21 protein-coding genes are annotated in these 23,201 nt (G+C 75.6%); 12 read left to right on the top strand and 9 right to left on the bottom strand.

The window, feature by feature from the left end; translation table 11 throughout:
* Nucleotides 1-22: 22 nt before the first annotated feature.
* Nucleotides 23-709, top strand: coding sequence for an ATP-binding cassette domain-containing protein (locus tag AA0005_RS06800; RefSeq protein WP_413452654.1), 687 nt, complete (start codon nucleotides 23-25; stop codon nucleotides 707-709).
* Here the strand turns inward: AA0005_RS06800 and AA0005_RS06805 are convergent.
* On the bottom strand, nucleotides 706-2,598 hold the full coding sequence (locus tag AA0005_RS06805) for a PQQ-binding-like beta-propeller repeat protein (protein ID WP_413452655.1): 1,893 nt from the start codon (nucleotides 2,596-2,598) through the stop codon (nucleotides 706-708). The genes AA0005_RS06800 and AA0005_RS06805 overlap by 4 nt on opposite strands.
* 130 nt (nucleotides 2,599-2,728) lie before the next feature.
* Nucleotides 2,729-4,636: a PQQ-binding-like beta-propeller repeat protein gene (locus AA0005_RS06810; RefSeq protein ID WP_413452656.1), complete on the bottom strand. Its 1,908-nt coding sequence runs from the start codon at nucleotides 4,634-4,636 to the stop codon at nucleotides 2,729-2,731.
* Between the two features lie 87 nt (nucleotides 4,637-4,723).
* Between AA0005_RS06810 and AA0005_RS06815 the strand changes: the two genes are divergently transcribed.
* The 8 genes from AA0005_RS06815 (at nucleotide 4,724) to mutM (ending at nucleotide 10,449) form a co-directional block, all read left to right on the top strand.
* On the top strand, nucleotides 4,724-6,259 hold the full coding sequence (locus tag AA0005_RS06815; RefSeq protein ID WP_413452657.1) for a DUF6297 family protein: 1,536 nt from the start codon (nucleotides 4,724-4,726) through the stop codon (nucleotides 6,257-6,259).
* Between the two features lie 32 nt (nucleotides 6,260-6,291).
* Nucleotides 6,292-6,426, top strand: a complete 135-nt coding sequence (locus AA0005_RS06820) for a hypothetical protein (protein ID WP_413452658.1) — start codon at nucleotides 6,292-6,294, stop codon at nucleotides 6,424-6,426.
* Nucleotides 6,423-7,022: a 16S rRNA (guanine(966)-N(2))-methyltransferase RsmD gene (rsmD, locus tag AA0005_RS06825; protein WP_413452659.1), complete on the top strand. Its 600-nt coding sequence runs from the start codon at nucleotides 6,423-6,425 to the stop codon at nucleotides 7,020-7,022. Before AA0005_RS06820 ends, rsmD begins: the two co-directional genes overlap by 4 nt.
* On the top strand, nucleotides 7,019-7,504 hold the full coding sequence (gene coaD, locus AA0005_RS06830; protein ID WP_413452660.1) for a pantetheine-phosphate adenylyltransferase: 486 nt from the start codon (nucleotides 7,019-7,021) through the stop codon (nucleotides 7,502-7,504). Before rsmD ends, coaD begins: the two co-directional genes overlap by 4 nt.
* On the top strand, nucleotides 7,501-7,971 hold the full coding sequence (locus AA0005_RS06835) for a hypothetical protein (protein ID WP_413452661.1): 471 nt from the start codon (nucleotides 7,501-7,503) through the stop codon (nucleotides 7,969-7,971). Before coaD ends, AA0005_RS06835 begins: the two co-directional genes overlap by 4 nt.
* Before the next feature lie 97 nt (nucleotides 7,972-8,068).
* Nucleotides 8,069-8,656 (top strand): YceD family protein, encoded by a 588-nt coding sequence (locus tag AA0005_RS06840; protein WP_413452662.1) that lies wholly within the window; start codon nucleotides 8,069-8,071, stop codon nucleotides 8,654-8,656.
* A gap of 1 nt (nucleotide 8,657) precedes the next feature.
* Nucleotides 8,658-9,380 (top strand): ribonuclease III, encoded by a 723-nt coding sequence (gene rnc / locus AA0005_RS06845; protein ID WP_413452663.1) that lies wholly within the window; start codon nucleotides 8,658-8,660, stop codon nucleotides 9,378-9,380.
* Nucleotides 9,381-9,384: 4 nt separating this feature from the next.
* Complete coding sequence (gene mutM, locus AA0005_RS06850; RefSeq protein ID WP_413452664.1) at nucleotides 9,385-10,449, top strand: bifunctional DNA-formamidopyrimidine glycosylase/DNA-(apurinic or apyrimidinic site) lyase; 1,065 nt, start codon at nucleotides 9,385-9,387, stop codon at nucleotides 10,447-10,449.
* Nucleotides 10,450-10,561: 112 nt separating this feature from the next.
* Here mutM and AA0005_RS06855 read toward each other — a convergent pair whose 3' ends face one another.
* Together AA0005_RS06855 and AA0005_RS06860 are read right to left on the bottom strand one after the other, a co-directional pair.
* Complete coding sequence (locus AA0005_RS06855; RefSeq protein ID WP_413452665.1) at nucleotides 10,562-12,187, bottom strand: methyl-accepting chemotaxis protein; 1,626 nt, start codon at nucleotides 12,185-12,187, stop codon at nucleotides 10,562-10,564.
* Between the two features lie 89 nt (nucleotides 12,188-12,276).
* Complete coding sequence (locus AA0005_RS06860) at nucleotides 12,277-13,671, bottom strand: aldehyde dehydrogenase family protein (RefSeq protein ID WP_413452666.1); 1,395 nt, start codon at nucleotides 13,669-13,671, stop codon at nucleotides 12,277-12,279.
* A gap of 121 nt (nucleotides 13,672-13,792) precedes the next feature.
* Here AA0005_RS06860 and AA0005_RS06865 point away from each other — a divergent pair, with 121 nt between their 5' ends.
* A complete protein-coding gene (locus AA0005_RS06865) occupies nucleotides 13,793-14,407 on the top strand; it encodes a response regulator (protein ID WP_413453069.1) in 615 nt (204 codons plus the stop codon).
* A gap of 4 nt (nucleotides 14,408-14,411) precedes the next feature.
* Here AA0005_RS06865 and AA0005_RS06870 read toward each other — a convergent pair whose 3' ends face one another.
* Entirely contained in the window at nucleotides 14,412-15,011 is a 600-nt protein-coding gene (locus AA0005_RS06870; RefSeq protein WP_413452667.1) for a M15 family metallopeptidase, read from the bottom strand.
* Between the two features lie 87 nt (nucleotides 15,012-15,098).
* On the opposite strand from AA0005_RS06870, the gene AA0005_RS06875 reads away from it, so the two are divergent.
* Both AA0005_RS06875 and AA0005_RS06880 read left to right on the top strand, forming a co-directional pair.
* Nucleotides 15,099-15,794 carry a response regulator transcription factor gene (locus AA0005_RS06875; protein WP_413452668.1) on the top strand — a complete coding sequence of 232 codons (696 nt, stop codon included), beginning with the start codon at nucleotides 15,099-15,101 and terminating at the stop codon, nucleotides 15,792-15,794.
* On the top strand, nucleotides 15,784-16,866 hold the full coding sequence (locus AA0005_RS06880) for a sensor histidine kinase (protein WP_413452669.1): 1,083 nt from the start codon (nucleotides 15,784-15,786) through the stop codon (nucleotides 16,864-16,866). The genes AA0005_RS06875 and AA0005_RS06880 overlap by 11 nt, the downstream gene beginning before the upstream one ends.
* Nucleotides 16,867-16,978: 112 nt before the next feature.
* On the opposite strand, the gene AA0005_RS06885 is transcribed toward AA0005_RS06880, so the two are convergent.
* The 4 genes from AA0005_RS06885 to cydB are packed head-to-tail and all read right to left on the bottom strand — an operon-like array spanning nucleotide 16,979 to nucleotide 23,201.
* Nucleotides 16,979-18,688 (bottom strand): GAF domain-containing sensor histidine kinase, encoded by a 1,710-nt coding sequence (locus tag AA0005_RS06885; protein WP_413452670.1) that lies wholly within the window; start codon nucleotides 18,686-18,688, stop codon nucleotides 16,979-16,981.
* A complete protein-coding gene (gene cydC, locus AA0005_RS06890) occupies nucleotides 18,685-20,445 on the bottom strand; it encodes a thiol reductant ABC exporter subunit CydC (protein ID WP_413452671.1) in 1,761 nt (586 codons plus the stop codon). Before cydC ends, AA0005_RS06885 begins: the two co-directional genes overlap by 4 nt.
* Nucleotides 20,442-22,130 (bottom strand): thiol reductant ABC exporter subunit CydD, encoded by a 1,689-nt coding sequence (gene cydD, locus AA0005_RS06895; protein ID WP_413452672.1) that lies wholly within the window; start codon nucleotides 22,128-22,130, stop codon nucleotides 20,442-20,444. The genes cydC and cydD overlap by 4 nt, the downstream gene beginning before the upstream one ends.
* The gene (gene cydB, locus AA0005_RS06900) at nucleotides 22,131-23,201 is read right to left on the bottom strand and encodes a cytochrome d ubiquinol oxidase subunit II (protein ID WP_413452673.1); all 1,071 of its coding nucleotides are present in this window, start codon (nucleotides 23,199-23,201) and stop codon (nucleotides 22,131-22,133) included.

The raw sequence follows: 23,201 nt of genomic DNA on the forward strand, positions 1-23,201 counted from the left end.
CGCGGCCAGTACCCTCCCTCCCATGCCCGACGAGCCGCTCCTCCTCGCCCGGTCCCTGAGCGTCGGCTACGGCGAGGAGCCGGTCTGCGCACCCGTCGACCTCGCGGTCCGGCCCGGGGAGGCCGTCGCCGTCATCGGCGCCAACGGCACCGGCAAGTCGACCTTCCTGCGGACCGTCCTCGGCCTGCAGGAGCCCCTGGGCGGCAGCGTCAGCCTGCTCGGCGCCCCGCCCGACCCGCGCACGGGGGAGGTGCGCGCCGCCGTCGCCAGCGTGCTCGGCGACGACGCCTTCTTCCCCGCGCTCACCGTCACCGAGCACCTCATGCTCACCGCGCTCGGCCACCGCGTGCCCGAGGCCCGGGAGGTCGTCGCCGACCTCGTCGAGGACTTCGGCCTCGCCGGGCGCGCCGACGCGCTGCCCACCGCCCTGTCCTCCGGCCAGCGCCGCCGGGTGCTGCTCGCCGCGGCCTTCGCCCGCCCGCGCTCCCTGCTCGTCCTCGACGAGCCCGAGCAGCGCCTGGACGCCGGCATGCGCAACCGCCTCGCGGACATGCTCGTCGAGGAGCGCGAGGACGGCGGGGCAGTCCTCGTCGCCTCCCACGACCCCGTGCTCGTCGAGCGCGCCGCCACCAGCGTCGTCCTTCTCCACGACGACGGCGTCACGGTCCTCGACCCCGCCGCCGGCGCCGCCGCGATCGCGGCGCTCTAGGGTGCGAGCCCGACGAGCACCTGTCGCTCGCCGTCCGTGCCGCGGACGGAGGCCGCCAGGACCGTGGCACCCGGCACGGTGAGCAGGTGCGCGTGGTCGTTCGTGGGAGCGCGGAGCCCCGGACCGGCCCGCAGGCCGTCGGGAACGCCGAGGTCGGACCAGCGCTGGACGTGCAGGTCCCCGTCCACGCTGAGGGACGCGACGTGCAGCGAGTCGAACGCCACCGCGCAGTGGGTGCCGTCGGCGAGGTCGACGCAGAGCTCGTCCCACACCTCCAGGTTGCCGTCGGCGGGTGCGAGGGGGTGGGGACCCTCCGCGCTCCAGGGGGCGGTGAGCGACGTGCTCTCGCCACTGGCCAGGTCGTAGGCCGCCAGCGCGTACTCGTCGTTGTCGTTTGTGACGATGAGCGTGTCCCCGGCGCGGGTGCTCACGTACTCGGTCTGCTGCACCTGGACGAGCGGCTCGCCGGTGCGGACGTCGACGGCGAGGACCACGCCGCCGTCCAGCCGCTCACCACTGCGGTGGTCCAGCAGCTCGGGCACCTCAGGCCGCGGTTGCACGTCGTGGATGTTGACGACGCCGCGGGAGGTGAAGAGGTAGGCGAAGTCGCCCGGCCGGATCTCGAGCGTCCAGAGCTCGGCACCGTCCACGCTGTCGAGCCCGACGACCTCCGAGGCGCCGTCGCACCAGGCGACGAGGACGCCGGAGTCCAGCGCGGGCTCCCGCAGCTCGCACCGGCCGGGTCGCTCGACGACCCACCGCTCCTCGCCGGTGCGCGGATCGAGCGAGCGCAGCCGGTTCCCGGCGGTCACGACGACGGCGTCCTCGGTGATGACGACGTTGTTGCAGTCTGCGACCGGGCAGCTCCACAGCTGCGCGCCGTCGCGCAGCGAGTACGCGGTACGGACGGCAGTCCTGTCGGCGTGGCCCGCGACCAGTGCGACGTCACCGACGACGGCAGCCCGGTCGCCCACCCGCCCCGGAACGCTCTTCGGCCACCAGAGGCTCTGGTCGTGCGGTCCGGTCACGACCTGCCCGGTGGCCGCGTCGAGGACCGTCCACGTCCACGCGGGCTCCCACGGGCCCGCGGAGGGGTGGTCGTGAACGACGACGAGCAGCCGCCCGCCGTCGGCGGGCACGAGGCTGGCGACGGACGAGCCGGAACGCTGGTAGCTCCACCGCTCCTCACCCGTGACGCCGTCGAGCATGACGACGCCGGAGTCGTCCGTCGCGAGGGCCAGCCCGCCCGCGACGGGCGCTGCGTCGACGCGGCCACCGACCTCGTAGGTCCACGTGGCGCGGCCGAGGGCCGCCGGTGGGGTCGCCTCCACGACGGGTGCATCGGCCGGTGTCCCGTCGACGAGGGCCGCCTCGGCGGCGAAGGGGGCGGCAGAGGCGGCGAGCGCGAGGGCGACGGCGACGGCTCCCGCGGGCAGTGCGGTCCGCCAGGTCGCGCTCGACGGAGCGTCCGCAGGCCCGGCGGCCGGCTCGTCATCGTCCTCTGTCCGGCGCAGCCCGAGGACGAGCACCGTGCCGAGGCCGGCAGCGGCGCCGAGCGTCGTCACGAGGCCGGCGGCCGGGGTGAGCCCGCTGCGGAGCTGGGCGAGGGTGAGGTAGCCGTTGCCGAGTGCAGGCACCAGTGCGAGGACCGCCGCGACGACCGTGCGGCCGAGCCGTGGCCGGGGCAGCTCCCAGTCGAGTGCGTGCGTCCTGGCGCGGACCGCGACGAGCAGCGCGATGGCCACCGAGACGGCCGAGAAGACGCGGATGACCCGCGCGTCGACCGATTCCCCGGGTGTCAGCGGCAGCACCGTGCCTGCGACGAGCACGACGACGATGGCGACGACCAGCCCCCACAGGCTCCGACGTCCGACGACACTGTTGTCCACCTGCGCCCCTCCCTCACCCGGTGGCGTGATCATAGGGACTGTCGCGACCGCGGCAGGTCCGACGCCCGGAGACCGGCCACGTATCGCCTCCCACGGTCCTCGACCCCGCCGCCGCGGCCATCGCGGCGCTCTAGGGCACGAGCCCCACGATGACCTGCTGCCCAGAGCCGGAGCCGACGGCGGCGGAGAGCACGGTGCCTCCCGGGACGGGGAGCAGCCCCTGCCGGTCCCAGTCCCCGGCCCACAGTCCCGGGCCGGCCACGAGGCCGTCCGGCACCGCGAGGTCCGACCACCGCCGGACGCTCACGCCGCCGTCCGGTCCCAGTGTCGCGACGTGGAACGGGTCGTAGAGGACCGGGCAGTGGACGCCGTCGGCGAGGTCGGCGCAGGAGGGGGAGATGAGCTTGAGCAGGCCGTCCGCCGGGTCGAGGGCTTCCGGCTCGTCACTCGCGCCGAGGTGGTGGACCAGGGTGCTCTCCCCGGTGTCCAGGTCGTAGGTCACCGCCGCGCTGTGGAGCTCGGTGTCGGCGACGACGACGACGTCGTCGACCAGCGCCGAGGCGTAGCCGCCGGCCGGCAGCTGGATGCGCGGCTCGCCGCTGCGGACGTCGAGGACGACCGTGAGGCGGTCCTCGGACACCCTGTCGAAAGCGGTCACGGACGCGGGGAGCCGGGGGACGTCCGGCAGGGCCTGCGTCGTGCGGACGTTGACCGCGCCGTGCGAGACGCCGACGGGACGGTTGTAGCTGCCGCTGTCGGGCAGGGCTGTCGCCCAGCGCTCCTCACCGGTGGCCACGTCGGTCGCGACGACGTCCCCCGAGGAGCCGCACCGCGTGACGACGACACCCTCGTCCACGCCGAGGACGTCGAGGCCGCAGCCGCCGTCGTCCGTCGCCCACAGCTCCTCCCCGCTGCGCGGGTCCAGTGCCCGTAGCCGGCGGCCGTCCGTGACGACGAAGGCGTCCTCGGCCGCGACGACGCCGGCGCAGTCCGCCGGCTCGCAGCGCCACAGCTCGGCGCCGGTCCGCAGCGAGTACGCGACGCGCGGCTCGCTGTCGGGCGCGTCCGTCCCCCCGAGGGCGACGTCGCCCGCGACGGGCGCGTCCGAGGGCGCCTCCCTCGTGGCGGAGCGGTACCCGGGTGACCCCGCGAAGGGCGGGGCGTCGCTCGGGCCCGTGAGCAGCTCACCGGTGGTCGCGTCGAGCACGGACCAGGTCCGTGCGGGGTTCCAGGGCCCGGCCGGCGGGTGGTGGTGGACGACGACGAGCAGCCGGCCGGCGTCGGCGGGGACGAGCTCGTCGACGACGGTCCCCGAGCGGTGGAAGGACCACCGCTCCTCGCCCGTGGCGCCGTCGAGCATGACGACGCCGGTGGAGTCGTCGGTCTCGAGCGCGAGGCCGCCGGCGACGGGCGCGGCGTCACGGGCCGACACGTCCCAGGCGAGCTCCCGTGTCCACGCCGCCCGGCCCAGCGACTCGGGCAGGTCCAGCTCACCGACGGACGGCTGCACCGTCGTCCCGTCGACGAGCACCGCCTCTGCAGCGAGCGGCACCGCGGACACGCCGAGCGCGAGGGCGCCCGCCGCCACGCCCGCCGGGACCGCCGCGCGCCAGCCGGGCCTGGCGGACTCCCTGGCCGCGTCCCCGGTGGGCACGGGACGCAGCGAGAGGGTGAGGACCGTGCCGAGGCCGACGGCAGCGGCGACGGTCGTGAGGAGCCCCGCGACCGGCACGATGCCGACGCGCAGCTGGGCGAGGACGAGGTAGCCGTTGCCGAGGAGAGGCACGAGGACGAGGAGGGTCGTGACCACCACCCGGATCGGCCGCGGGCGGGAAAGCCCCAGCTCGAAGGCCTGCGTCCTGGCATCACCGGCGAGCGGGACGCCGAGGGCCACCGCGACAGCCGAGTACACGCGGATGAAGCGCGCGGTTACCGGTTCCCCGGGTTCCAGCGGCAGCACCGCGCCCGCGACGAGCACGACGACGATGGCGACGACCAGCCCCCACAGGCTCCGACGTCCGACGACACTGTTGTCCACCTGCGCCCCTCCCTCACCCGGTGGCGTGATCATAGGGACTGTCGCGACCGCTGCAGGTCCGACGCCCGGAGACCGGAAGGGACGTGTGTGAACGCCTCAGGCGCGGACGGCTACCCCAGCGGCGGCGCCATGCGCCGCTGGACCCGCCTGGTGCACGGGTCGCGCCGCAGCACGAGCGTCGGAGAGCTGCTCTCCGACGCCTACACGGTCCTCCTCACCCTCGCCGTGGCCGTCGCGATGGTCGGCGCGCTCGCCCGCAGCCAGGGCCTGCTCCGCGCCGCGGCCCCGCCGTCGGCCGGTCTCGACACCGGCTGGATCAGCGTGCTCCTCGCGGTCGCCGTCCTCGGCGCCGGGACCGGGATCCTCGCCCGCACCGGCCCGGTCTCCCTCGGCGCGGCGCGGGCGGCGTGGTGGCTGCCGCTGCCGGGGGAGCGCGGCTCCCTCCTGCGCCCCTCCCTGCTCGTGCCCACCGGCGTCTCCGGCGGCGTCGGCGCCGTCAGCGGGCTTCTCCTCGCCCTCGCCCTGGACCCCGCGCTCACCCTGGCCCACGCCGTCGCCGCCGCGCTCGCCGGGCTCGGGCTCGGCGCCGCCGTCGCGCTCGCGCTCGTCCCCCTCGAGGCGGGCGGACGACGGCGGGCGGCGAGCCTCGGCGGCGACCTCCTCCTCGCGCTCGTCCCCGTCGCGGCGCTCGTCCTCGCGCTCGCCCCGCCCGGGCCCATCGCCGTCAGCGGCGCGTGGTGGCCGGTGGGCGCGGCCCTCGGACTGGCGGCGCTCGCAGCCCTCGCCGCCCTGCGCGCCCTGCCGCGCGTCCACGACACCGAGCTGCGCGAGCGGGGTGCCGCGACCGTCGAGCTCCAGGGTGCCTCGCTGACCATGGACACCCGTGCGCTCGGCCGGGCCCTGGACACCGAGCCCACGCGGGGACGGCGCCGCTCCGCCCGGCTGCGCGGCGTGCCCCGGCTCGTGCGGCTCCTGGGGCCGGGCGTCGTCGTCGCCGTCGCGGACGCCCGTCTGCTTCTGCGCTCACCGCGCCGGGTCGTCCAGCTCGGCTGCGGCGCCGCGCTCGCCCTCCTCGCGCCCTTCGTCCCGTCCCTGCCCGCCCTCGTCACCGCCCTCCTCGTCGTCGCCGGCGCCTGGCTCGGTGCCCTCACCACCGCCCAGGGCGCCCGCGACGCGCACGCGGTGCCCGCCGTCGACGCCCTCCTGCCCGTCTCCCAGCGCACGGTGCGGCTGTGGCGCCTGGCCGTCCCGGTGCTCGCCATGCTCGTGTGGACCGTCCCCGTCTTCGCGGTGCTCGGCCACGCCTACGCGGACCTCACCGGCTGGCTCGCGCTCGGCCTGCTCGCCGCGCCGGTGTGGGCCGGGGGAGCGGTGCGCTCGGCCTACCGCCCGGAGGCGGACTTCTCCGGCCCGCTCATCGTCACGCCGATGGGTGCCTACCCGCCGGGCATGGCGACGATCGCCAACACCGGCCCCGACGTCGTCCTGCTCGGCGCGGTCCCGCTGCTCGTCGCCGTCCTCGTCGGCGCAGTGACGCCGGTGCTCCTCGTCCTCCAGGTCGCGCTCACCGCGCTCGCGGTCGTCCTCGCGGTGCGCCCGGCGCGCCGCCGGGAGCACCGGTGAGGGGCCGCCCGCCGCGCTGGGTGGCGTGGGCGGTGGCCGTCGTCGTCGTCCTCATGGTCGCGGTCGCGGTGCTGCTCGTCATCGCCGTCGTCACGCTCTCCGTCCCCTCCGGCCTCCTGGGCGACGGCGCGGCGACGGCGCTCGCGGGCGTAGGGTCGGGACCGTGACGAGGATCGTGTCCGGGACGGCGGGCGGCCGCACCCTCACCGTCCCCAAGGGCCCCACGCGCCCGACGAGCGAGCGGGTGCGCGAGGCGCTGTTCTCGCGGCTGGAGCACGAGGGCGTCGTCGACGGCGCCCGCGTCCTCGACCTGTACGCCGGCTCCGGCGCGCTCGGCCTGGAGGCCGCGAGCCGCGGGGCCGTGAGCGTCACGCTCGTCGACTCCGCCAAGCCGGCCGTCGCCGCCTGCCGGAGCAACGTCGCCGCCCTCGGGCTGCGGGAGACCGCCGTCGTCGTCGGCGCCACCGCCCGCGGCTACCTCATGGGCGCGCCGAGCACCGCCTACGACCTCGTCCTCGTCGACCCGCCCTACGACGTCACCGAGACCGAGCTCGGGGACGTCCTCGCCGCCCTCGCCGCGTGGCTGGCCGAGGACGCCGTCGTCGTCGTCGAGCGCTCCCGCCGCAGCCCCGAGCCGGTGTGGCCGGCGGCCCTCGAGCGCACCGACGAGCGCCGCTACGGCGACACGACCCTGTGGTTCGCCGCCGCCGTCGCCGGGCCGACTACCGTGGCCGGCATGGGCGCGACGGAGGAGCAGCGATGACCCTCGCCGTCTGCCCCGGCTCCTTCGACCCCGTCACCCTCGGGCACCTCGACGTCGTGCGCCGCGCGCGCAGCATGTTCGACGAGGTCGTCCTCGCCGTCGCCCACAACTCGCGCAAGAGCTACCTCTTCCCCCTCGAGCAGCGCGTCGCGCTCGCCCGGGAGGCCACCGAGGGCATGGACGTGCGGGTCGACGTCGTCGACGGGCTCCTCGCCGACTACCTCCGCCGCGAGGGCGCGAGCGCCGTCGTCAAGGGCCTGCGGGGCGGCGCCGACTTCGACGCCGAGCAGCCGATGGCGCTGATGAACCGGCACCTGTCCGGCGTCGAGACGGTCTTCGTCGTCGGTGACGGCGCCCTCGCCCACGTCGCCTCCTCCCTCGTCAAGGACGTCGCCCGCCACGGCGGCGACGTCTCCGACCTCGTCCCGCCCGCCGTCGCCCGCGCCCTGCGCGCGGCCTTCGCCCCTGGAGAGCCCCGATGACCGCCGACCACGACGGCGCCTCGCTCCTCGCCATCCTCGACGAGCTCGCCTCGCTCGTCACCGAGGCCCGGCAGATGCCGATGTCGGCCTCTGTGCTCGTCAACCGTGCCGAGGCGCTCGACCTCATCGCCGCCGCCAAGGCCGTCGTCCCCGGGGAGATCCAGGCCGCCGACGACGTCCTCACCGGCGCGGAGGACGTCCTCGCCGACGCCCGTGAGCGGGCCGCCCGCATCCTCCAGGAGGCCGAGGAGCAGGCCGAGCGCCTCGTCGGCCGGGAGAGCGTCGTCGAGCTGGCGCGCGAGCGCAGCGAGCAGATCATCGCCGAGGCGGAGGAGCGGGCCGCGCAGCTCGCCCGGGACGCCGACGACTACTGCGACCGCCAGCTCGCGCAGTTCGAGATCGACCTCGGCGCCATCGCCAAGCAGGTCCGCGCCGGCCGCGACCGGCTCGCCACCCGCCAGGACTGACGGTGTCGCCCACCTCACCACGTGGGCGCACAGGCCGTGGGGTAGCGTGGAGCGGCTGCGGGGTGCCCGCCGACCTCCCGTCCGACCAGGAGTGACCATGGACTCTCGATCGCCCTTCGTCATCAGCACGCACGAGCTCGCGCGTCAGCCCGGGGCGATGCGCACGGTCGAGCGCACGGTGAGCGCGCCGGACGACTTCGGCACCGCCGTCATGGGCGTCGTGGCCGGCTCGGACATCGCGCTGGACCTGCGCCTCGAGGCCGTCATGGAGGGCGTCCTCGTCTCCGGCGACACCCGCGTCGAGCTCGCCGGGGAGTGCGTGCGCTGCCTGCGCGAGATCACCGAGTCCCGCACCGTCCCGCTCAGCGAGCTCTTCCTCTACCCCGGGGGCCGCCAGGCCGCCCTCGACGACGGCGACGAGGAGGCGGAGGACATGCACGAGATCGAGGGCGAGATGCTCGACCTCGAGCCCGTCCTGCGCGACGCCGTCGTCACCGCCATGCCCTTCCACCCGGTCTGCGACGAGAATTGCCGCGGCCTGTGCGCGGGCTGCGGGGAGCGCCTCGACGACCTGCCCGCCGACCACGAGCACGTCGACATCGACCCGCGCTGGGCGGCGCTCGCCGGGCTCGCGGGCGACGAGGGCGACGACGCCACGGACGGGACCGACGGCGAGGCTCGCTGAGGTGGCACGCAAGGTGGCCGCGGGGCCGGCCCGCGACGACGTCGACGTCCTCCTCGAGCGCCTCGGCATCCACATCGACCCCGAGCTCCTCGTGCTCGCCCTCACGCACCGCTCCTTCGCCCACGAGGCCGGCGGCATCCCGACGAACGAGCGGCTGGAGTTCCTCGGGGACACGGTGCTCGGGCTCGTCGTCACCGAGCGGCTCTACCGGGAGAACGCCGGGACCGCCGAGGGCGACCTCGCGCGCATGCGTGCCGCGACGGTGAGCCAGCGCGCGCTGGCCGGGGTGGCCCGCGCGCTCGGGCTGGGCGACTTCATCCTCCTCGGGCGCGGTGAGCTCGTCACCGGCGGGCGGGAGAAGGACTCGATCCTCTCCGACACCGTCGAGGCGCTCATCGGAGCGGCCTACCTGTGCAACGGCCTCGAGCCCACCCGGGCGATGATCGAGCGGCTCGTCGCCGACCTCCTCGCCCAGGCGGCCACCCTCGGCGCCGGCCTGGACTGGAAGACGAGCCTGCAGGAGCTCGTCGCCTCCCGCGGACTGCCCGCCCCCACCTACCAGGTCGTCGGCACCGGTCCCGACCACGCGCGCAGCTTCACCGCGACCGTCCTCGTCGCCGGGCAGGACTACGGCACCGGCAGCGGCTCGGCGAAGAAGATCGCCGAGCAGCAGGCCGCCGAGGACGCCTACACCCGCCTCCTCGCCGAGCAGCCCGGCACCTGAGCCGATGCCCGAGCTGCCCGAGGTCGAGACCGTCCGCGACGGCCTGGCCCGGCACGTGCTGGGCCGGCGCGTCACGGGCGCCGTCGTCCACCACCCCCGCGCGGTGCGCCGCCACCCGGGAGGCGCGCCCGACCTGCCCGGCCGGCTGACCGGGCGCACCCTCACCGCCGCGGCGCGGCGCGGCAAGTACCTGTGGCTCGTGCTCGACGACGACGCCGCGCTGCTCGTCCACCTCGGCATGAGCGGCCAGCTCCTCGTCCGCCGCGACGACGCCGCGCTCACGCTGCCGGCCCCCGAGCGCCTCGTCCACCCGCCCGCGCCCGCCCCGAGCCCCCTCCCCGCCGACAGCACACTTACCGCCGACAGCACACTTACCGCCGACAGCGCACTTAGCGCCGACAGCCGGATTCCTCCGGCCGACCGCGCACCGACCGCGGCCCCCGGCGTCCCGCCCGACCCGACGCGCCACCTGCGCGTGTCCCTCGAGCTCGACGACGGCGCCCGGCTCTGGTTCGTCGACCAGCGCACCTTCGGGCACCTGCTCGTCGCCGAGCTCGTCCCGACGGCGGACGGCCACCCGGGCGGCTTCGGCTCACCGCTGCCCGCGCTGCCCGAGCCGGCCGCCCACATCGCCCGTGACCCGCTCGACCCGCACCTGGACCGCGCCGCCCTCGCCCGGCGCCTGCGGCAGCGGCGCACCGAGGTCAAGCGCGCGCTGCTCGACCAGTCCCTCGTCTCGGGCATCGGCAACATCTACGCCGACGAGGCGCTGTGGCGCGCCCGCCTCCACCCGCGCCGCGCCACCGACCGCCTCACCCAGCGCGCCGTCCTCGAGCTCCTCGACGCGTCCGAGGCCGTCATGCGCGAGGCGCTGGCGGCGGGCGGCACGTCCTTCGACGCGCTCTACGTCGATGTCGAGGGCGCCAGCGGGTACTTCGCCCGCTCGCTGGACGCCTACGGCCGCGCCGGGCAGCCGTGCCGGCGCTGCGGGACGCCCATGCGCCGCGAGTCCTTCATGGGCCGGTCCTCGACCTTCTGCCCCCGCTGCCAGCGGCCCTCACGCGGCTGACGCCGCTTCGGTCGCACCTTCCGCTCATCCGGCACCGCGCGAAAGTGCGACCGATGGTGGGAATGGGCGACCGAAGCGGTGTCCGGGCGCGACCGAAGCGGGCGTCCGGTCGCTACACCCCGGCCGTCTCGCGCTCGGCCGTGAAGCGGAAGCGCTCCATGAGCCGCTGGAGCTCGTCGGCGAACTCCGACAGCTCCTCGGCGGCGCGCTGGGACTCCGCGACCGAGCCGGTCGTCGTCTCGGCCACGCGGGCGACGTCGACGATGCTCTCGGCGATCTGGCCCGAGCCCGCGGCGGACTCACCGAGCCCGCGGTTCATCTCCTCCGTCGTCAGCGTCTGCTCCTCGACCGCCGCGGCGATCGACATCTGGTACTCGTGCAGCTGGCGCATGACGCCCTCGACCTCGGAGATCCCGCTCACCGCCTCGCGCGTGTCGGTGAGGATGGCCTCGACCTTGCGGGTGATGTCCTCGGTGGCCTTGGCGGTCTCCTGCGCGAGCTCCTTGACCTCGCCGGCGACGACGGAGAAGCCCTTGCCCGCGGCACCGGCCCGGGCGGCCTCGATCGTCGCGTTGAGCGCGAGGAGGTTGGTCTGCTCGGCGATCGAGGTGATGACCCCGACGACCTCGCTGATCGCCCGGCTGGACTCGCCCAGGCGGCTCATCGTCGCCGTCGTCGTCCCGACGGCGGCGACCGCCTGCTGGGCAACCGTCGCCGACTCCCCGGCGTTGTGCGCGATCTCGCTGATCGAGGCACCCATCTGCTCGGCGCCGGACGCGACGGTCCGGACGTTGCGGGAGACCTCCGCGGCGGTCGAGGCGACGACGCCGGCCTGGGTGGCCGAGCTCTGCGCACCCGCGGCGATGTCGTCGGACAGGCGCCCGATGCGCCCGCTCATCGCCGTCAGGCCGTCGGTGCGGGCGGCGACGGCGGCCATCGCCTCGCCGATCGAGCCGAGGGCGGTGTTGAGGGAGCGGCCCATGCGGCCCACCTCGTCGTCCGAGCGCACGTCCATCCGGGCGGTGAGGTCGCCGTCGGCGACGGCGGCGAGGACGTCGACGGCGTGCCCGAGCGGGCGGGTGATGCTGCGGACGATCCACCACGCGACGGCGGTGGCGAGGGCACCGGCGACGAGGACCAGGCCGATCATCATGGGGAGGAAGCCGCCGGCGATGCCGCGCGCCTCCGCCGTCTCGACGGCGTTCATCTCCTCCTCGAGGTCGATGAGGACGTTGATGGCGTCGAGCCAGGAGACGAACAGCGGCTTGGCGCGGTCGGTGAGGAGCGCGAGCGCGGCGGCCTCGTCCCCGGCGTTCTTGAGCGCGACGACCTCGTCGACGACGGGCATCGTCTCCGCCTCGATGCGCTCGATCTCCGCCATGGCGGCGACCTCCTCGTCGCTGACGAGCGAGGGGTCGGCGAAGAGCTGGGCCATCGGCCCGGCGGACTCGGCGTAGTCGGCCGCGAGGGAGTCGATGAGCGCGACCTCGGCGGCGACCTCGCCGGCGTCACGGGCCAGGACGACGTCGCGCAGCGCGATCGCGCGGTCGTGGACGCTGCCGCGGAAGTTGATCGCGTACCGCTGCTTGACGCCGTTGACGTCGTTGACGGTCGTCAGGTGCTCCTCGATCTGGTGCACCCGGCTCACCCCGACGCCGGCGACGGCGACCGTGGTGAGGATGACGAGGAGGAAGCCGAGCGCCAGGCGGCGGCCGACCGTGAGGGTGCTGCGGTTCATCAGCTGCTCCGTTGGTGAGATGCGCAGAGGGATCCCCCCTTGCCGACCAGAGATCGGCAGCGCCGGAGCGGTTGTGAGTGGTTGAGGCGTCAGAGAATCCGCCGCGCCACCGCGCGCCGCAGGGCGGTGAAGGGCGGGCGGACCACGGCGAGCGTGTCGGGCAGCAGCGGCTTGCGGACGACCGGCTTGGCGTGGCTGAAGGCCTTGACCGAGGCCTCGCCGTGGTAGGCGCCCATCCCGGAGGCACCGACGCCGCCGAAGGGCAGCGAGGGCATCGAGGCCTGGAGCAGCGGCACGTCGAAGCCGACGGCCCCCGAGGACGTCTCGCGCAGCAGCCGGGTGCGCACCTGCGGGTCGGTGGTGAAGGCGTACAGCGCGAGCGGCTTCTCCCCGCGGCGCACGTGCGCGATGGCGGCGTCGAGGTCGGGGACGGGGACGATCGGCAGCACGGGCCCGAAGAGCTCCTCGGCCATGGCGGGGGAGTCGGGAGCGACGTCGGCGAGGACGGTGGGCGGCACGTAGCGCGCGGCGACGTCCGTCTCGCCGCCGACGACGACGCGCGCCCCGGCCGCCACCGACTCGGTGACCACCCGCTCGAGCCGGGCGGCGTGCTCGGTGGTGACGATGCGCCCGAAGTCCGGGCTGGCCGCCGGGTCGGCGCCGTACATCGCCCGGATCTCCCGGACGAGCAGCGGCTCGAGGGCGCGGGCGACGTCGGGCGGCGCGAGGAGGTAGTCGGGCGCGACGCAGGTCTGGCCCGCGTTGACGAGCTTGCCCCACGCGATGCGCCGGGCCGCGGCCGGCAGGTCGGTGGTCGAGTCGACCCAGGCGGGGGACTTCCCACCGAGCTCGAGCGTGACGGGCGTGAGGTGCTGCGCTGCGGCCGTCATGACGATCCGCGCGACCCGCTCACCACCGGTGTAGACGATGTGGTCGACCCGCTCGCGCAGCAGCTCGGTGGTCCGCTCCGCGCCGCCGGTGACGACCGCGACCCCGTCGAGGTACTCGGGCACGAGCCGCTCGAGCGTCTCGGCGGTGCGCGGCGCCAGCTCCGAGGGCTTGAGGACGGCCGTGTTGCCGGCGGCGAGCGCGCCGATGAGCGGTCCGAGGAGCAGGGAGACGGGGTAGTTCCACGGGGCGATGACGGTGACGACCCCGAGCGGCTCGAGGACGAGGGAGGCGCGCGCCGGCTGGTACTGCCAGGGCACGCTCACCCGCTGCGGCGCGAGCCACGAGCGCAGGTGCTTGCGGGTGTGGCGGATCTCCCCGAGCAGCAGCCCGATCTCCGTGAGGTGCGCCTCGGTGGGGGACTTGCGCAGGTCGGCGTGGAGCGCTGCCTCGATCTCGCGCGCGTGCTCGGTGAGCAGCGTGGCGAGCCGGTCGAGCTGCGCCAGCCGCCACGACAGCGGGCGGGTGACGCCCGTGTCGAAGCGCTCACGCACCCGCTGGACGACGACGGCGGCGGTCTCGGGGGAGCTGGTCACCTGCCCGAGGGTACGCGGGCGCGACACCGCCGGTGGGCTGTCCGGCCCGGCCGCGCGGGGACGCTAGGGTCGGAGTGTGACGACCGAGCAGACCACCTCCGGACAGCGCGACATCCGCGTGATGATCATCGACGACCACGAGGTGGTGCGACGCGGCATCGCCGAGATCGTCGACCGCTCCGAGGGCCTCACGGTCGTCGCCGAGGGCGGCTCGGTCGCCGAGACCCTGCGCCGCGCGCCGCTCGTGCGCCCCGAGATCCTCCTCGTCGACCTCCAGCTGCCCGACGGCACCGGCATCGACATCATCCGCAACCTGCGCGAGACGGTCCCCGAGGCCCGCGCCGTCGTCCTCACCTCCTTCGACGACGACGACGCGCTCGCCGAGGCCCTCGAGGCGGGCGCCCGCGCCTACCTCCTCAAGACCGTGCGCGGCGCGGAGATCGCCGACGTCATCAAGGCGGTGGCCGCCGGCCGCACGCTCCTGGACGAGCGCACCGTCACCCGCCGCCGGGCCGACCACGACGACCCGACGGCGGACCTCACCCCCTCCGAGCGCCGCGTCCTCGACCTCATCGGCGACGGCCTGTCCAACCGCGAGATCGGCGAGAAGCTCGGCGTCGCGGAGAAGACGGTCAAGAACCACATCACCGCCCTGCTGGCGAAGATGGGCCTGCAGCGCCGCACCCAGGTCGCCGCCTGGGTCGCCGGCCAGCGCGCCAAGGGCTGGCGCGCCTGAGCGGTCACCGCTGCATCCGCGGGTCCTGGGTCGGGTCCTCGTACATCGGCGGGCAGCCGCCGTCCACGGCGTCCGGCCGGTGCTCGTAGTGCCACGACTCGTTGCCGTAGATCTGGCACAGCCCGTAGCGGTCGCCGTGGCGGGCGAGCCAGTCGATGGCGTCGTAGGGCGCGACGTCGACCGCCTCGCCGCTCACGTGCGGCGAGGTCTCCGGCGTCGCGACCCAGCGCGCCGCCTCCTCCCGTGACCCGTACCGGGAGACGGCGTCGTCGAGGAGGTCCTCCTGGTAGGCGGCGGAGCGCCACCCGCTGCTGACCTGGATCCCGATGCCGTCCGCCGCGGCGTCGGTCGTGGCCCGGCGCAGCGCGGCCGCCAGCTCCGGGTCGAGCCGGGCGATGCCCGCGAGATCCTCGTCGCGGACCGTCGCGCCGTGGGGGAGGCGGCCGTCGGGCTCCTCGGTCCGGGTCGGCGGGGACGGCTCGGCCGGCTGCTCCGTGGGCGCCTCGGCCCCGCACCCGAGGAGGCCGGGCGCGAGGCCCGCGAGCAGGGCGAGGACGGTGAGGAGCCGTCGTGCGGCCAGGAGGCGGGGCGCGGTGTCGCTCATGCTCCCAGCCAACGCGGCCGCGTGTTGCAGGGGCGTATGCGGCGCCCGATACACCCGCGATACGTCCCGCCTCGTAGCATCGGCAGCGTGCGCGTGCTGATCGTCGAGGACGAGCCCTACCTCGCGGAGGCCGTCCGTGACGGCCTGCGCCTGGAGGCGATCGCCGCCGACCTCGCGGGCGACGGTGACACCGCCCTGGAGCTGCTCGCCGTCACCTCCTACGACGCCGTCGTCCTCGACCGAGACATCCCGGGCCCGTCCGGCGACGACGTCGCGCGGCACGTCGTCGCCTCCGGCAGCGGCACGCCCATTCTCATGCTCACGGCCGCCGACCGGCTCGACGACAAGGCCTCCGGCTTCGAGCTCGGCGCCGACGACTACCTCACCAAGCCCTTCGAGATGCGCGAGCTCGTCCTCCGGCTGCGCGCGCTCGCGCGCCGCCGTGCCCACAGCCGGCCCCCGGTGCGGGAGATCGCCGGGCTGCGGGTGGACCCCTTCCGCCGCGAGGTCTACCGCGACGGCCGCTACGTCCCGCTCACGCGCAAGCAGTTCGCGGTGCTCGAGGTGCTCGTCGCGGCCGAGGGCGGCGTCGTCAGCAGCGAGGAGCTGCTCGAGCGTGCGTGGGACGAGAACGCCGACCCCTTCACCAACGCCGTGCGGATCACCGTGTCCGCGCTGCGCAAGCGGCTGCGCGAGCCGTGGGTCATCGCGACGGTCCCCGGCGTCGGGTACCGGATCGACACGGGCACCGCCGGGCAGGAGAGCGGCGCGGGTGACGGCTAGACCGCCCGGGCCGAGCGTGCGGCTACGTCTCGCCCTGAGCTACGCGGGACTCGTCGTCCTCGCGGGCACGCTGCTGCTCGCCGTCGTGTGGGTCTTCCTCCTGCGCTACGTCCCCGACGGCACCATCGACGCCGGAGGCGGGTTCGTCCCCAGCCGCTCCGACCTCCTCGCGGCCTTCCTGCCCCGGGCCGCGCTGGCCTGGCTGCTCCTCCTCGTCCTCGGCGTCGCCGGTGGCTGGTGGGTCGCCGGGCGGGTGCTCGCCCCGCTCGGGCGCATCACCGAGGTGACCCGGGTGGCCGCCACGGGCGACCTCTCGCCGCGCGTCCACCTCGAGGGCCGGCAGGACGAGTTCCGCGAGCTCGCCGACGCCTTCGACGCGATGCTCGCCCGGCTCGAGGCCCACGTCGCCGCGCAGCGGCGCTTCGCCGCCAACGCCTCCCACGAGCTGCGCACCCCGCTCGCGACCTCCCAGGCACTCCTCGACGTCGCCCGCACGGACCCGGACTACGACGGCGCCGCGCTCGTCGAGCGGCTGCGTGCGGTCAACTCGCGGGCGATCGCGATGACCGAGGCCCTGCTCGTGCTCAGCCGCGCGGAGGAGCAGTCCTTCGCCCGTGAGCCCGTCGACCTCTCGCTCCTCGCCGAGGAGGCCACCGAGACGCTTCTCCCGCTCGCCGAGCGCCGCGGGGTGAGCCTCCAGACGTCCGGCGAACCCGCGATCGCGAATGGCTCGCCCGTGCTCCTCCTCCAGCTCACGACGAACCTCGTCCACAACGCGATCGTCCACAACCTCCCCGAGCACGGGCGCGTGCGGGTCGCCGCGACGACGGAGGGGGACGCCGCGGTCCTCACGGTCGAGAGCACGGGGGAGCGGCTCGCGCCGGAGGTCGTCGCCACGCTCACCGAGCCCTTCCAGCGCGGCACGGAGCGCACACGGGACGGCGACCACGCCGGTGTCGGACTCGGGCTCGCCATCGTCGCGGCCGTCGCCCGCGCCCACGGCGGCACGGTGGAGCTGACCGCCCGGGAGGCCGGCGGCCTACGCGTGGAGGTCCGCCTCCCGACGGCATGACCCACCCTTCATCGCCGAGTACGCACCTGCGGTCACCGGCGGGCGCCCACGAGGCGCTCGGGGCGACCGTTTGTGCGTACTCGCGGGGATGGTGGGTGGGGGCGCCGCCCGCTCAGGTCAGGGGGACCTGCCAGGACAGGAGGGTGCCCTCGCCGGACTCGGTGCGGGCCAGGGAGAAGGTGCCGCCGTGCCGGCGGGCGCGCACGGCGAGGTTGTCGAGCCCGGACCGGCGCGTCGAGGAGCGGTCCACGCCCACGCCGTCGTCCTCGACCTCGACCGACACCCGCCCGTGGACGCCAACCCCGCGGACGGTGACCCGCACCTGGACCGAGGAGCCGCGCGCGTGGCGGGCGGCGTTGGCCAGCCCCTCGCGCACGACGGCGACGACGTCGTCGGCGATGTCGTCGTCCACGCGGGCGTCGAGCAGCTCGGCGGGGGAGGCGGCGAGGTCGAGCTCCTCGTCGTCGCGCACGAGCCGGCCGTCGACGGCGATGAGGAGGGAGGGCGCGAAGCCGAGCCCGGTGCGGGCGAGGGAGGTCTCCCGGCGCAGCCGCTCAACCAGCCCGACCGCCTCGTCCGGCTCCCGCAGGGAGTGGACGATGGAGCGGATCTGGCGCACGCTGTCGTCCACGCTCGTCAGCGCCTTCTCCAGGTGCTCGGCGACCCACGCGGTGGCGGGGTCCGCCGCGACGGCGACCCGCACCGTCTCGAGCTGCATGCCGGTGGCGAAGAGCTGCTGGACGGCGAGGTCGTGGAGGTCGCGGGAGATGCGCTGGCGCTCCTCGAAGAGGGAGGAGACGTCCTCGGCGTGCCGGGCGGCCGCCAGCTCGAGAGCCACCGCGGCCTGCGCGGCGACGACCTCGGCGACCTCGAGCTCCGAGCTGGTGAACTCCGCCCCGCCCTGGAGGCGCAGGAGGATGAGGACGCCGCGGCCCACGCCCTGGGACATCATCGGGGCGTACAGCGCCGGGCCGTAGCGCCCCAGCTGGGGGACGCGCAGCGCGCGGGCGCGGGACATCGAGTCGACGATCATCCCGACGCCGTTGGCGAGCACCGTGCGCGCGCGCCCCCCGGGCGGGAAGACGGCGCCGATGACGTCCTGGGCGCCCTCGCCGTCGGCGATCTCGCACATCCACGTGTCCCCGACCGAGGGCAGGACGATGAGCGCGGCGTCGGCGCGGGCGACCTCGCGCACCTTGGCGGCGATGAGCTCGAGCGCCTCCTCCTCCTCGGTGCCCGACAGGAGCTGGGTGGTGATCTCCTGGCTCACCGCCACCCACCGCTCGCGGTCGCGGGACTCGGCGTAGCGCTGGGCGTTGACGACGGCGACGGCGGCCGCGGAGGCCAGCTGCTCCATCGCGCGGGCGTCGTCCTCGGTGAAGCCGCCGGGCTTGTCGGCGAGGTAGAGCCGCCCGAAGACCTGCTCGCGGATGCGCACCGGCACGCCGAGGAAGCCCTCCATGCGCGGGTGGGCGGACGGCCAGCCACCGAAGGCGGGGTGGTCGGTGATCGACTCGAGCAGGAGGTGGCCGTGGGTGGGGATCTCGGCGAAGATCCCGTGGCCGTGGGGGGCGTGGCCGAGGCGGCGCTCGGTCTCCTCGTCGACGCCGTGCTGGACGAAGGTGGCGGTGTCGCCGCGGTTGTCGAGGACCGCGAGGGCCGCGTAGCGCGCGCCGGTCAGGGAGCTGGCGCCGTCGACGAAGCCCTTGAGGACGGTGTCGAGGTCGAGGCTCGAGGTGAGCCCGATGGCGGCGCCCAGCAGCCTGGCACGTGCCTCCCGGTCCGGCATGACGATCCTCGCTCCCTGCGTGTCCGTGCTCACCGCAGCTCCTGCTCCACGGCCCACCGGTAGCTGGGCAGCGTGTGGAGGAGGTGCTCGTGAGTTCCTCTCGCGAGCACGGTAGCCGGTCCCTGTGACGCGCCGAGCACGACGACCTCGTCAGCGGCCGCCAGCGGCGCCAGGCGGTGGGTGACGAGGAGGACGCCTCGGCCCGAGTCCCGGGCGGCGAGCAGGTCCCCGACGAGTCGGTCCGCAGTGGCGGGGTCGAGGTGCTCGCCGGGCTCGTCGAGCAGGAGCAGGGGCGCCCGGCTGGCCAGCGCCCGGGCGAGGAGGAGCCGGCGGCGCTCGCCGCCGGACACGGACGTCGCGTCGCTGTCGAGGAGGGTGTCGACGCCGTCGGGCAGGGCGGCGAGCCACTCGCCCAGGCCCGCGCGACCGAGGAGCTCGACCGCCTCCGCCGCGCTCACGTCCCCGCGCGCGACCCGCAGGTTCTCCAGCACCGTGGTCCCGAAGACGTGCGCGTCCTCGGCCGTGAGGACGACGGCGTCGCTCACGGCGCGCCGGTCCAGCTCACCGGCCGGGGTGGCGCCGAGGAGGACCTCGCCGTCCCGGGGCGGGAGCAGGCCCGCGAGGGTGAGCAGGAGGGTGGTCTTGCCGATCCCGCTGGGCCCGACGACGGCGACGCTGCGTCCCGGCCGCAGCTCGAGGTCCAGCCCGCTCGCCACCGTCCCCGTCCGGGGCCAGCCGACCGCCAGGCCCCGGGCCCGCAGGACGGGCTCGGTCACGGTGGCCGTCCGCGGGCGCGGGGCGGGGGCGCTCGCGCCGTCGAGCAGCTCGGTGACCCGCACGGCAGCCTCGGCGGAGCGGACGAGCTGGACGGCGGCCGGCCCGAGGAGGGCGGTGCCCTCGAAGGCGGCGAGCGGTGTCAGCACGACGACCGCCAGCTCCACGGCCTCCATCGTCCCGGCGACCGTCGCGTGGACGCCGAGGACGAGGGCGGCGAGGACCGCGACGCCCATGGCGAGGTGGTCGGTCCCGGCGGCCAGCGCGGCGGGGCGGGCGGCGGCGTCCTTCGCCCGGGCCAGGCGCCGCTCGGTGCCGGCGAGCGCGGTGCGGGCGCGGGGCAGGCCACCGGAGACGGTGAGCTCGGCCGCGCCCTCGACCATGGCCATCGCCCCGGCGGTGAGCTCGCTGCGCTCCCGCGCCTGGGCGAGCTCGTCGAGCCGCGCGGCACGCACGGTGAGCAGCGGCCCGGCGACGCCCGCGAGGAGGAGGCACGCGGCGAGGACGGCGCCGATGCCGGCGTGCAGCCACGCGACGAGCGTGACGGTCCCGACGCCGACGACGGCGGCCACGGCGGCGGGCAGCAGGGAGCGCACGACGACGTCCCCGACGGCGTCGACGTCGGCGCCCGTGCGGGCGAGCACGTCACCGCGGCGCAGGCCGGAGACGACGTCGGTGGGGGCGTCGGCCAGCGTCGTGTAGACCCGCTCGCGGAGCGTGGCCATGCCGCGCAGCGCGACCTCGTGGGACACGAGCCGCTCGACGTAGCGCATGACCCCGCGGGCGATGCCGAAGGTCCGCACGGCCACCGAGGCGACGCCGAGCTCGAGGACCGGCGGCATCTGCGAGGCGCGCGCGATGAGCCAGGCGGCGGTCGCCGAGAGCCCGACGGCACTGCCCAGACCGGCCGTGCCGGCGAGCACGGCGAGGACGAAGCGCCACCGATCGAGGTCGAGGAGGTCGACGGCGCGGCGCAGCGCGCGGCGCTCGGCGGGGGAGAGAGGCAGCAGGCTCATGCCGCACCCCCGGCGGCCGCGGCCGGCACCGCGTCCCGCGGCGCGCTGCGCACCTCGACGACGTCGTCGGCGAGCGCGACGAGCCGCGGCCGGTGGGCGATGACGAGGACGGCGCGGCCCTGCTCCCGCAGCGCGGTGACGACGTCGAGGACGCGCTGCTCGGCGGCGGCGTCGAGGTGGGCGGAGGGCTCGTCGAGGACGACGAGCGGTGCCGGGTCGAGGAGTGCGCGCGTGAGGGCCACGCGCTGCCGCTGGCCCAGGGACAGGCCGGTGCCGCCCTGCCCGACCGGGGTGTCCCAGCCGTCGGGGAGGGTGGCGAGGACCTCGTCGAGGCCGCTCGCCCTCGCCGCGTCGAGCGCGCGGTCGTCGACGGTGCCGCCCGCGCCGACGACGGCGTCCGCCACGGTCCCCGGCACGAGCACCGGCCGCTGGGGCACCCAGGTGACCTGCGCGTGCCAGGACGCCGGGTCGAGCCCGTCGAGGTCGGCGGGCTCCCCGCCGTCGGCGGGGACGACGAGGACGCGCCCGGCGTCGGGACGGAGCAGGCCCAGGGCGAGCATCGCCGTCGTCGTTTTCCCGCCGCCCGACGGGCCGACGAGTGCGGTGACCCGCCCCGGCAGCACCTGCGCGGACAGACCCGCAGGGGCGACGACGTCGCGTCCGGGGGCGAGCACGCCCACGCCGTCGAGCACGAGCCCGCCGAAGGCGGGGGCGGGGGCGGTGCCGGCCGGCGGGAGGGGGCGCTCGAGGACGGCGAAGGCCTGCTCGGCGGCGGCGAGGCCGTCCGCGGAGGCGTGGAACTGGGCGCCGACCTCACGGATCGGGCGGTAGGCCTCGGGGGCGAGCATGAGGACGGCGAGGCCGGTGACGAGGTCGAGGTCGCCGTAGACGAGCCGCATCCCGACCGTGACGGCGACGAGCGCGACGGCGATCGAGGCGAGGAACTCGAGGACCGCGCCGGAGAGGAAGGCGACCTTGAGCGTGCTCATCGTCGTGCGCGTGTAGGCCCGGCCCAGCGCCCGGACGCGGGCGCCCGGCCCGTGCTCGCGGCCCAGCGCCTTGAGGGTGCTGAGACCGGCGAGGAGGTCGAGCAGCTGGGCGCCCAGGCGCTGCATCGCCACGAGCTTGTCGGCCGCGAAGCGCTGGGTGAGGACACCGATGAGCCACATGAACACCGGGATGAGCGGGATCGTGCCGGCGACGATGGCCGCCGACCCGAGGTCGAGGCCCGCGACGACGGCGAGGGTCGCCGGGGTGAGCGTCGCGGCGAGGAGCAGCTGGGGCAGGTAGCGCACGAAGTAGGGCTCGAGGTCGTCCAGGCCGCGGGTGACGAGCGTGACGACCTCGCTCGGCTCGCGCAGCCCCCGCGGGCCGAGCGCGACGGCGTGGGCGAGCACCCCCGCGCGCAGCTCGGCGACGACGTCGGTGGCCGCGCGGTGCGCGAGCGACTCCTGGACCACGGTGACGAGCACGCGCGCGAGGGCGACGGCGGCGAACCACCCGACGAGCGGGGCGACGTCCGCCCAGCCCGCCTCGCCGTCGACAACCGGCGCGACGGCGCCGGCGACGAGCAGCGCCTGCGCGACGACGAGCCCGGCCGAGGCGAGCCCGAGGACCGTGGTGAGCGCGATGTACCGCCGCGCCGCCCGCGCGTGGCGCAGCAGCCGGGGGTCGAGGGGCTTCACCTAGCCGCGACCTGCGCCGGCGGCCGGCTCGAGCCCGGGCCCCTCGGCGGGGGACAGGCCCTCGTCACCGACGATGTCGCTCACCCACACCCGCTTGCGGAAGACCCAGTACGTCCAGCCCTGGTAGCCCAGGACGACCGGCACGAAGACGAGCGCGACGATGCTCATGACGGTGAGCGTCGACTCGGTGGCCGCGGCCTGCGCGATGGTGAGCGAGAAGGCCGGGTCGATCGAGGAGGGCATGACGTCGGGGAACATCGTCGTGAAGATGAAGGCGACCGCACCGACGATGCCGAGGGTGTGGAGGGCGAAGGCCCAGCCCTCGCGGCCCCGGCGGGTGGCGACGATGACGCCGACGAGGCTGGCACCGGCGACGGCGGCCGGGACGAGCGTGAGGACGGTCGTCGAGTGGAGCGCCTGGGCCCACAGCACCCACACGAGCGCGACGACGCCCGAGCCGATCGACAGGCGGTGGGCCAGGCGGGCCGCCCGGACGTGGATGGGGCCGGCGGTCTTGAGCGCGACGAAGATCGTCCCGTGGGTGAGGAACAGACCCAGGGTGACGAGCCCGCCGAGGAGTGTGAACGGCGTGATGAGGGAGAGGAAGCCGCCGGTGAGCTGGTGGGTGCCGCCGACGAGCTCGATCTCCATGCCCTGGACGAGGTTGGCGAAGGCCACGCCCCACAGGATCGACGGCAGCCACGAGCCGAAGGTCAGCGCCCGGTCCCAGCGGTCGCGCCACACCGGGTCGTTGATCTTCGCGCGCCACTCCAGGGCGCAGACCCGGACGATGAGCGCGACGAGGATGAGGAGCAGCGGCAGGTAGAAGCCCGAGAACATCGTCGCGTACCACTCGGGGAAGGCGGCGAAGGTCGCGCCGCCCGCGGTGAGCAGCCACACCTCGTTGCCGTCCCACACCGGACCGATGGTGCGCAGCAGGACGCGGCGCTCCTTCTCGTCACGGGCGAAGGTGCGCAGGAGCATCCCGACGCCGAAGTCGAAGCCCTCGAGGGCGAGGTAACCCGTCCACAGGACGGCGATGAGCACGAACCACAGCAGGGGCAGGTCCAC

This window comes from Georgenia phoenicis (assembly GCF_047302425.1).
Taxonomy (GTDB): domain Bacteria; phylum Actinomycetota; class Actinomycetes; order Actinomycetales; family Actinomycetaceae; genus Oceanitalea.

Bases quoted from the DNA above. Each gene is read 5' to 3' on its own strand.
- AA0005_RS06865 (WP_413453069.1), top strand. From the start codon at position 13,793: ATGATCATCGACGACCACGAGGTGGTGCGACGCGGCATCGCCGAGATC.
- coaD (WP_413452660.1), top strand. From the start codon at position 7,019: ATGACCCTCGCCGTCTGCCCCGGCTCCTTCGACCCCGTCACCCTCGGG.
- AA0005_RS06800 (WP_413452654.1), top strand. From the start codon at position 23: ATGCCCGACGAGCCGCTCCTCCTCGCCCGGTCCCTGAGCGTCGGCTAC.
- cydC (WP_413452671.1), bottom strand. From the start codon at position 20,445: ATGAGCCTGCTGCCTCTCTCCCCCGCCGAGCGCCGCGCGCTGCGCCGC.
- AA0005_RS06855 (WP_413452665.1), bottom strand. From the start codon at position 12,187: ATGAACCGCAGCACCCTCACGGTCGGCCGCCGCCTGGCGCTCGGCTTC.
- AA0005_RS06840 (WP_413452662.1), top strand. From the start codon at position 8,069: ATGGACTCTCGATCGCCCTTCGTCATCAGCACGCACGAGCTCGCGCGT.
- AA0005_RS06870 (WP_413452667.1), bottom strand. From the start codon at position 15,011: ATGAGCGACACCGCGCCCCGCCTCCTGGCCGCACGACGGCTCCTCACC.
- AA0005_RS06835 (WP_413452661.1), top strand. From the start codon at position 7,501: ATGACCGCCGACCACGACGGCGCCTCGCTCCTCGCCATCCTCGACGAG.
- mutM (WP_413452664.1), top strand. From the start codon at position 9,385: ATGCCCGAGCTGCCCGAGGTCGAGACCGTCCGCGACGGCCTGGCCCGG.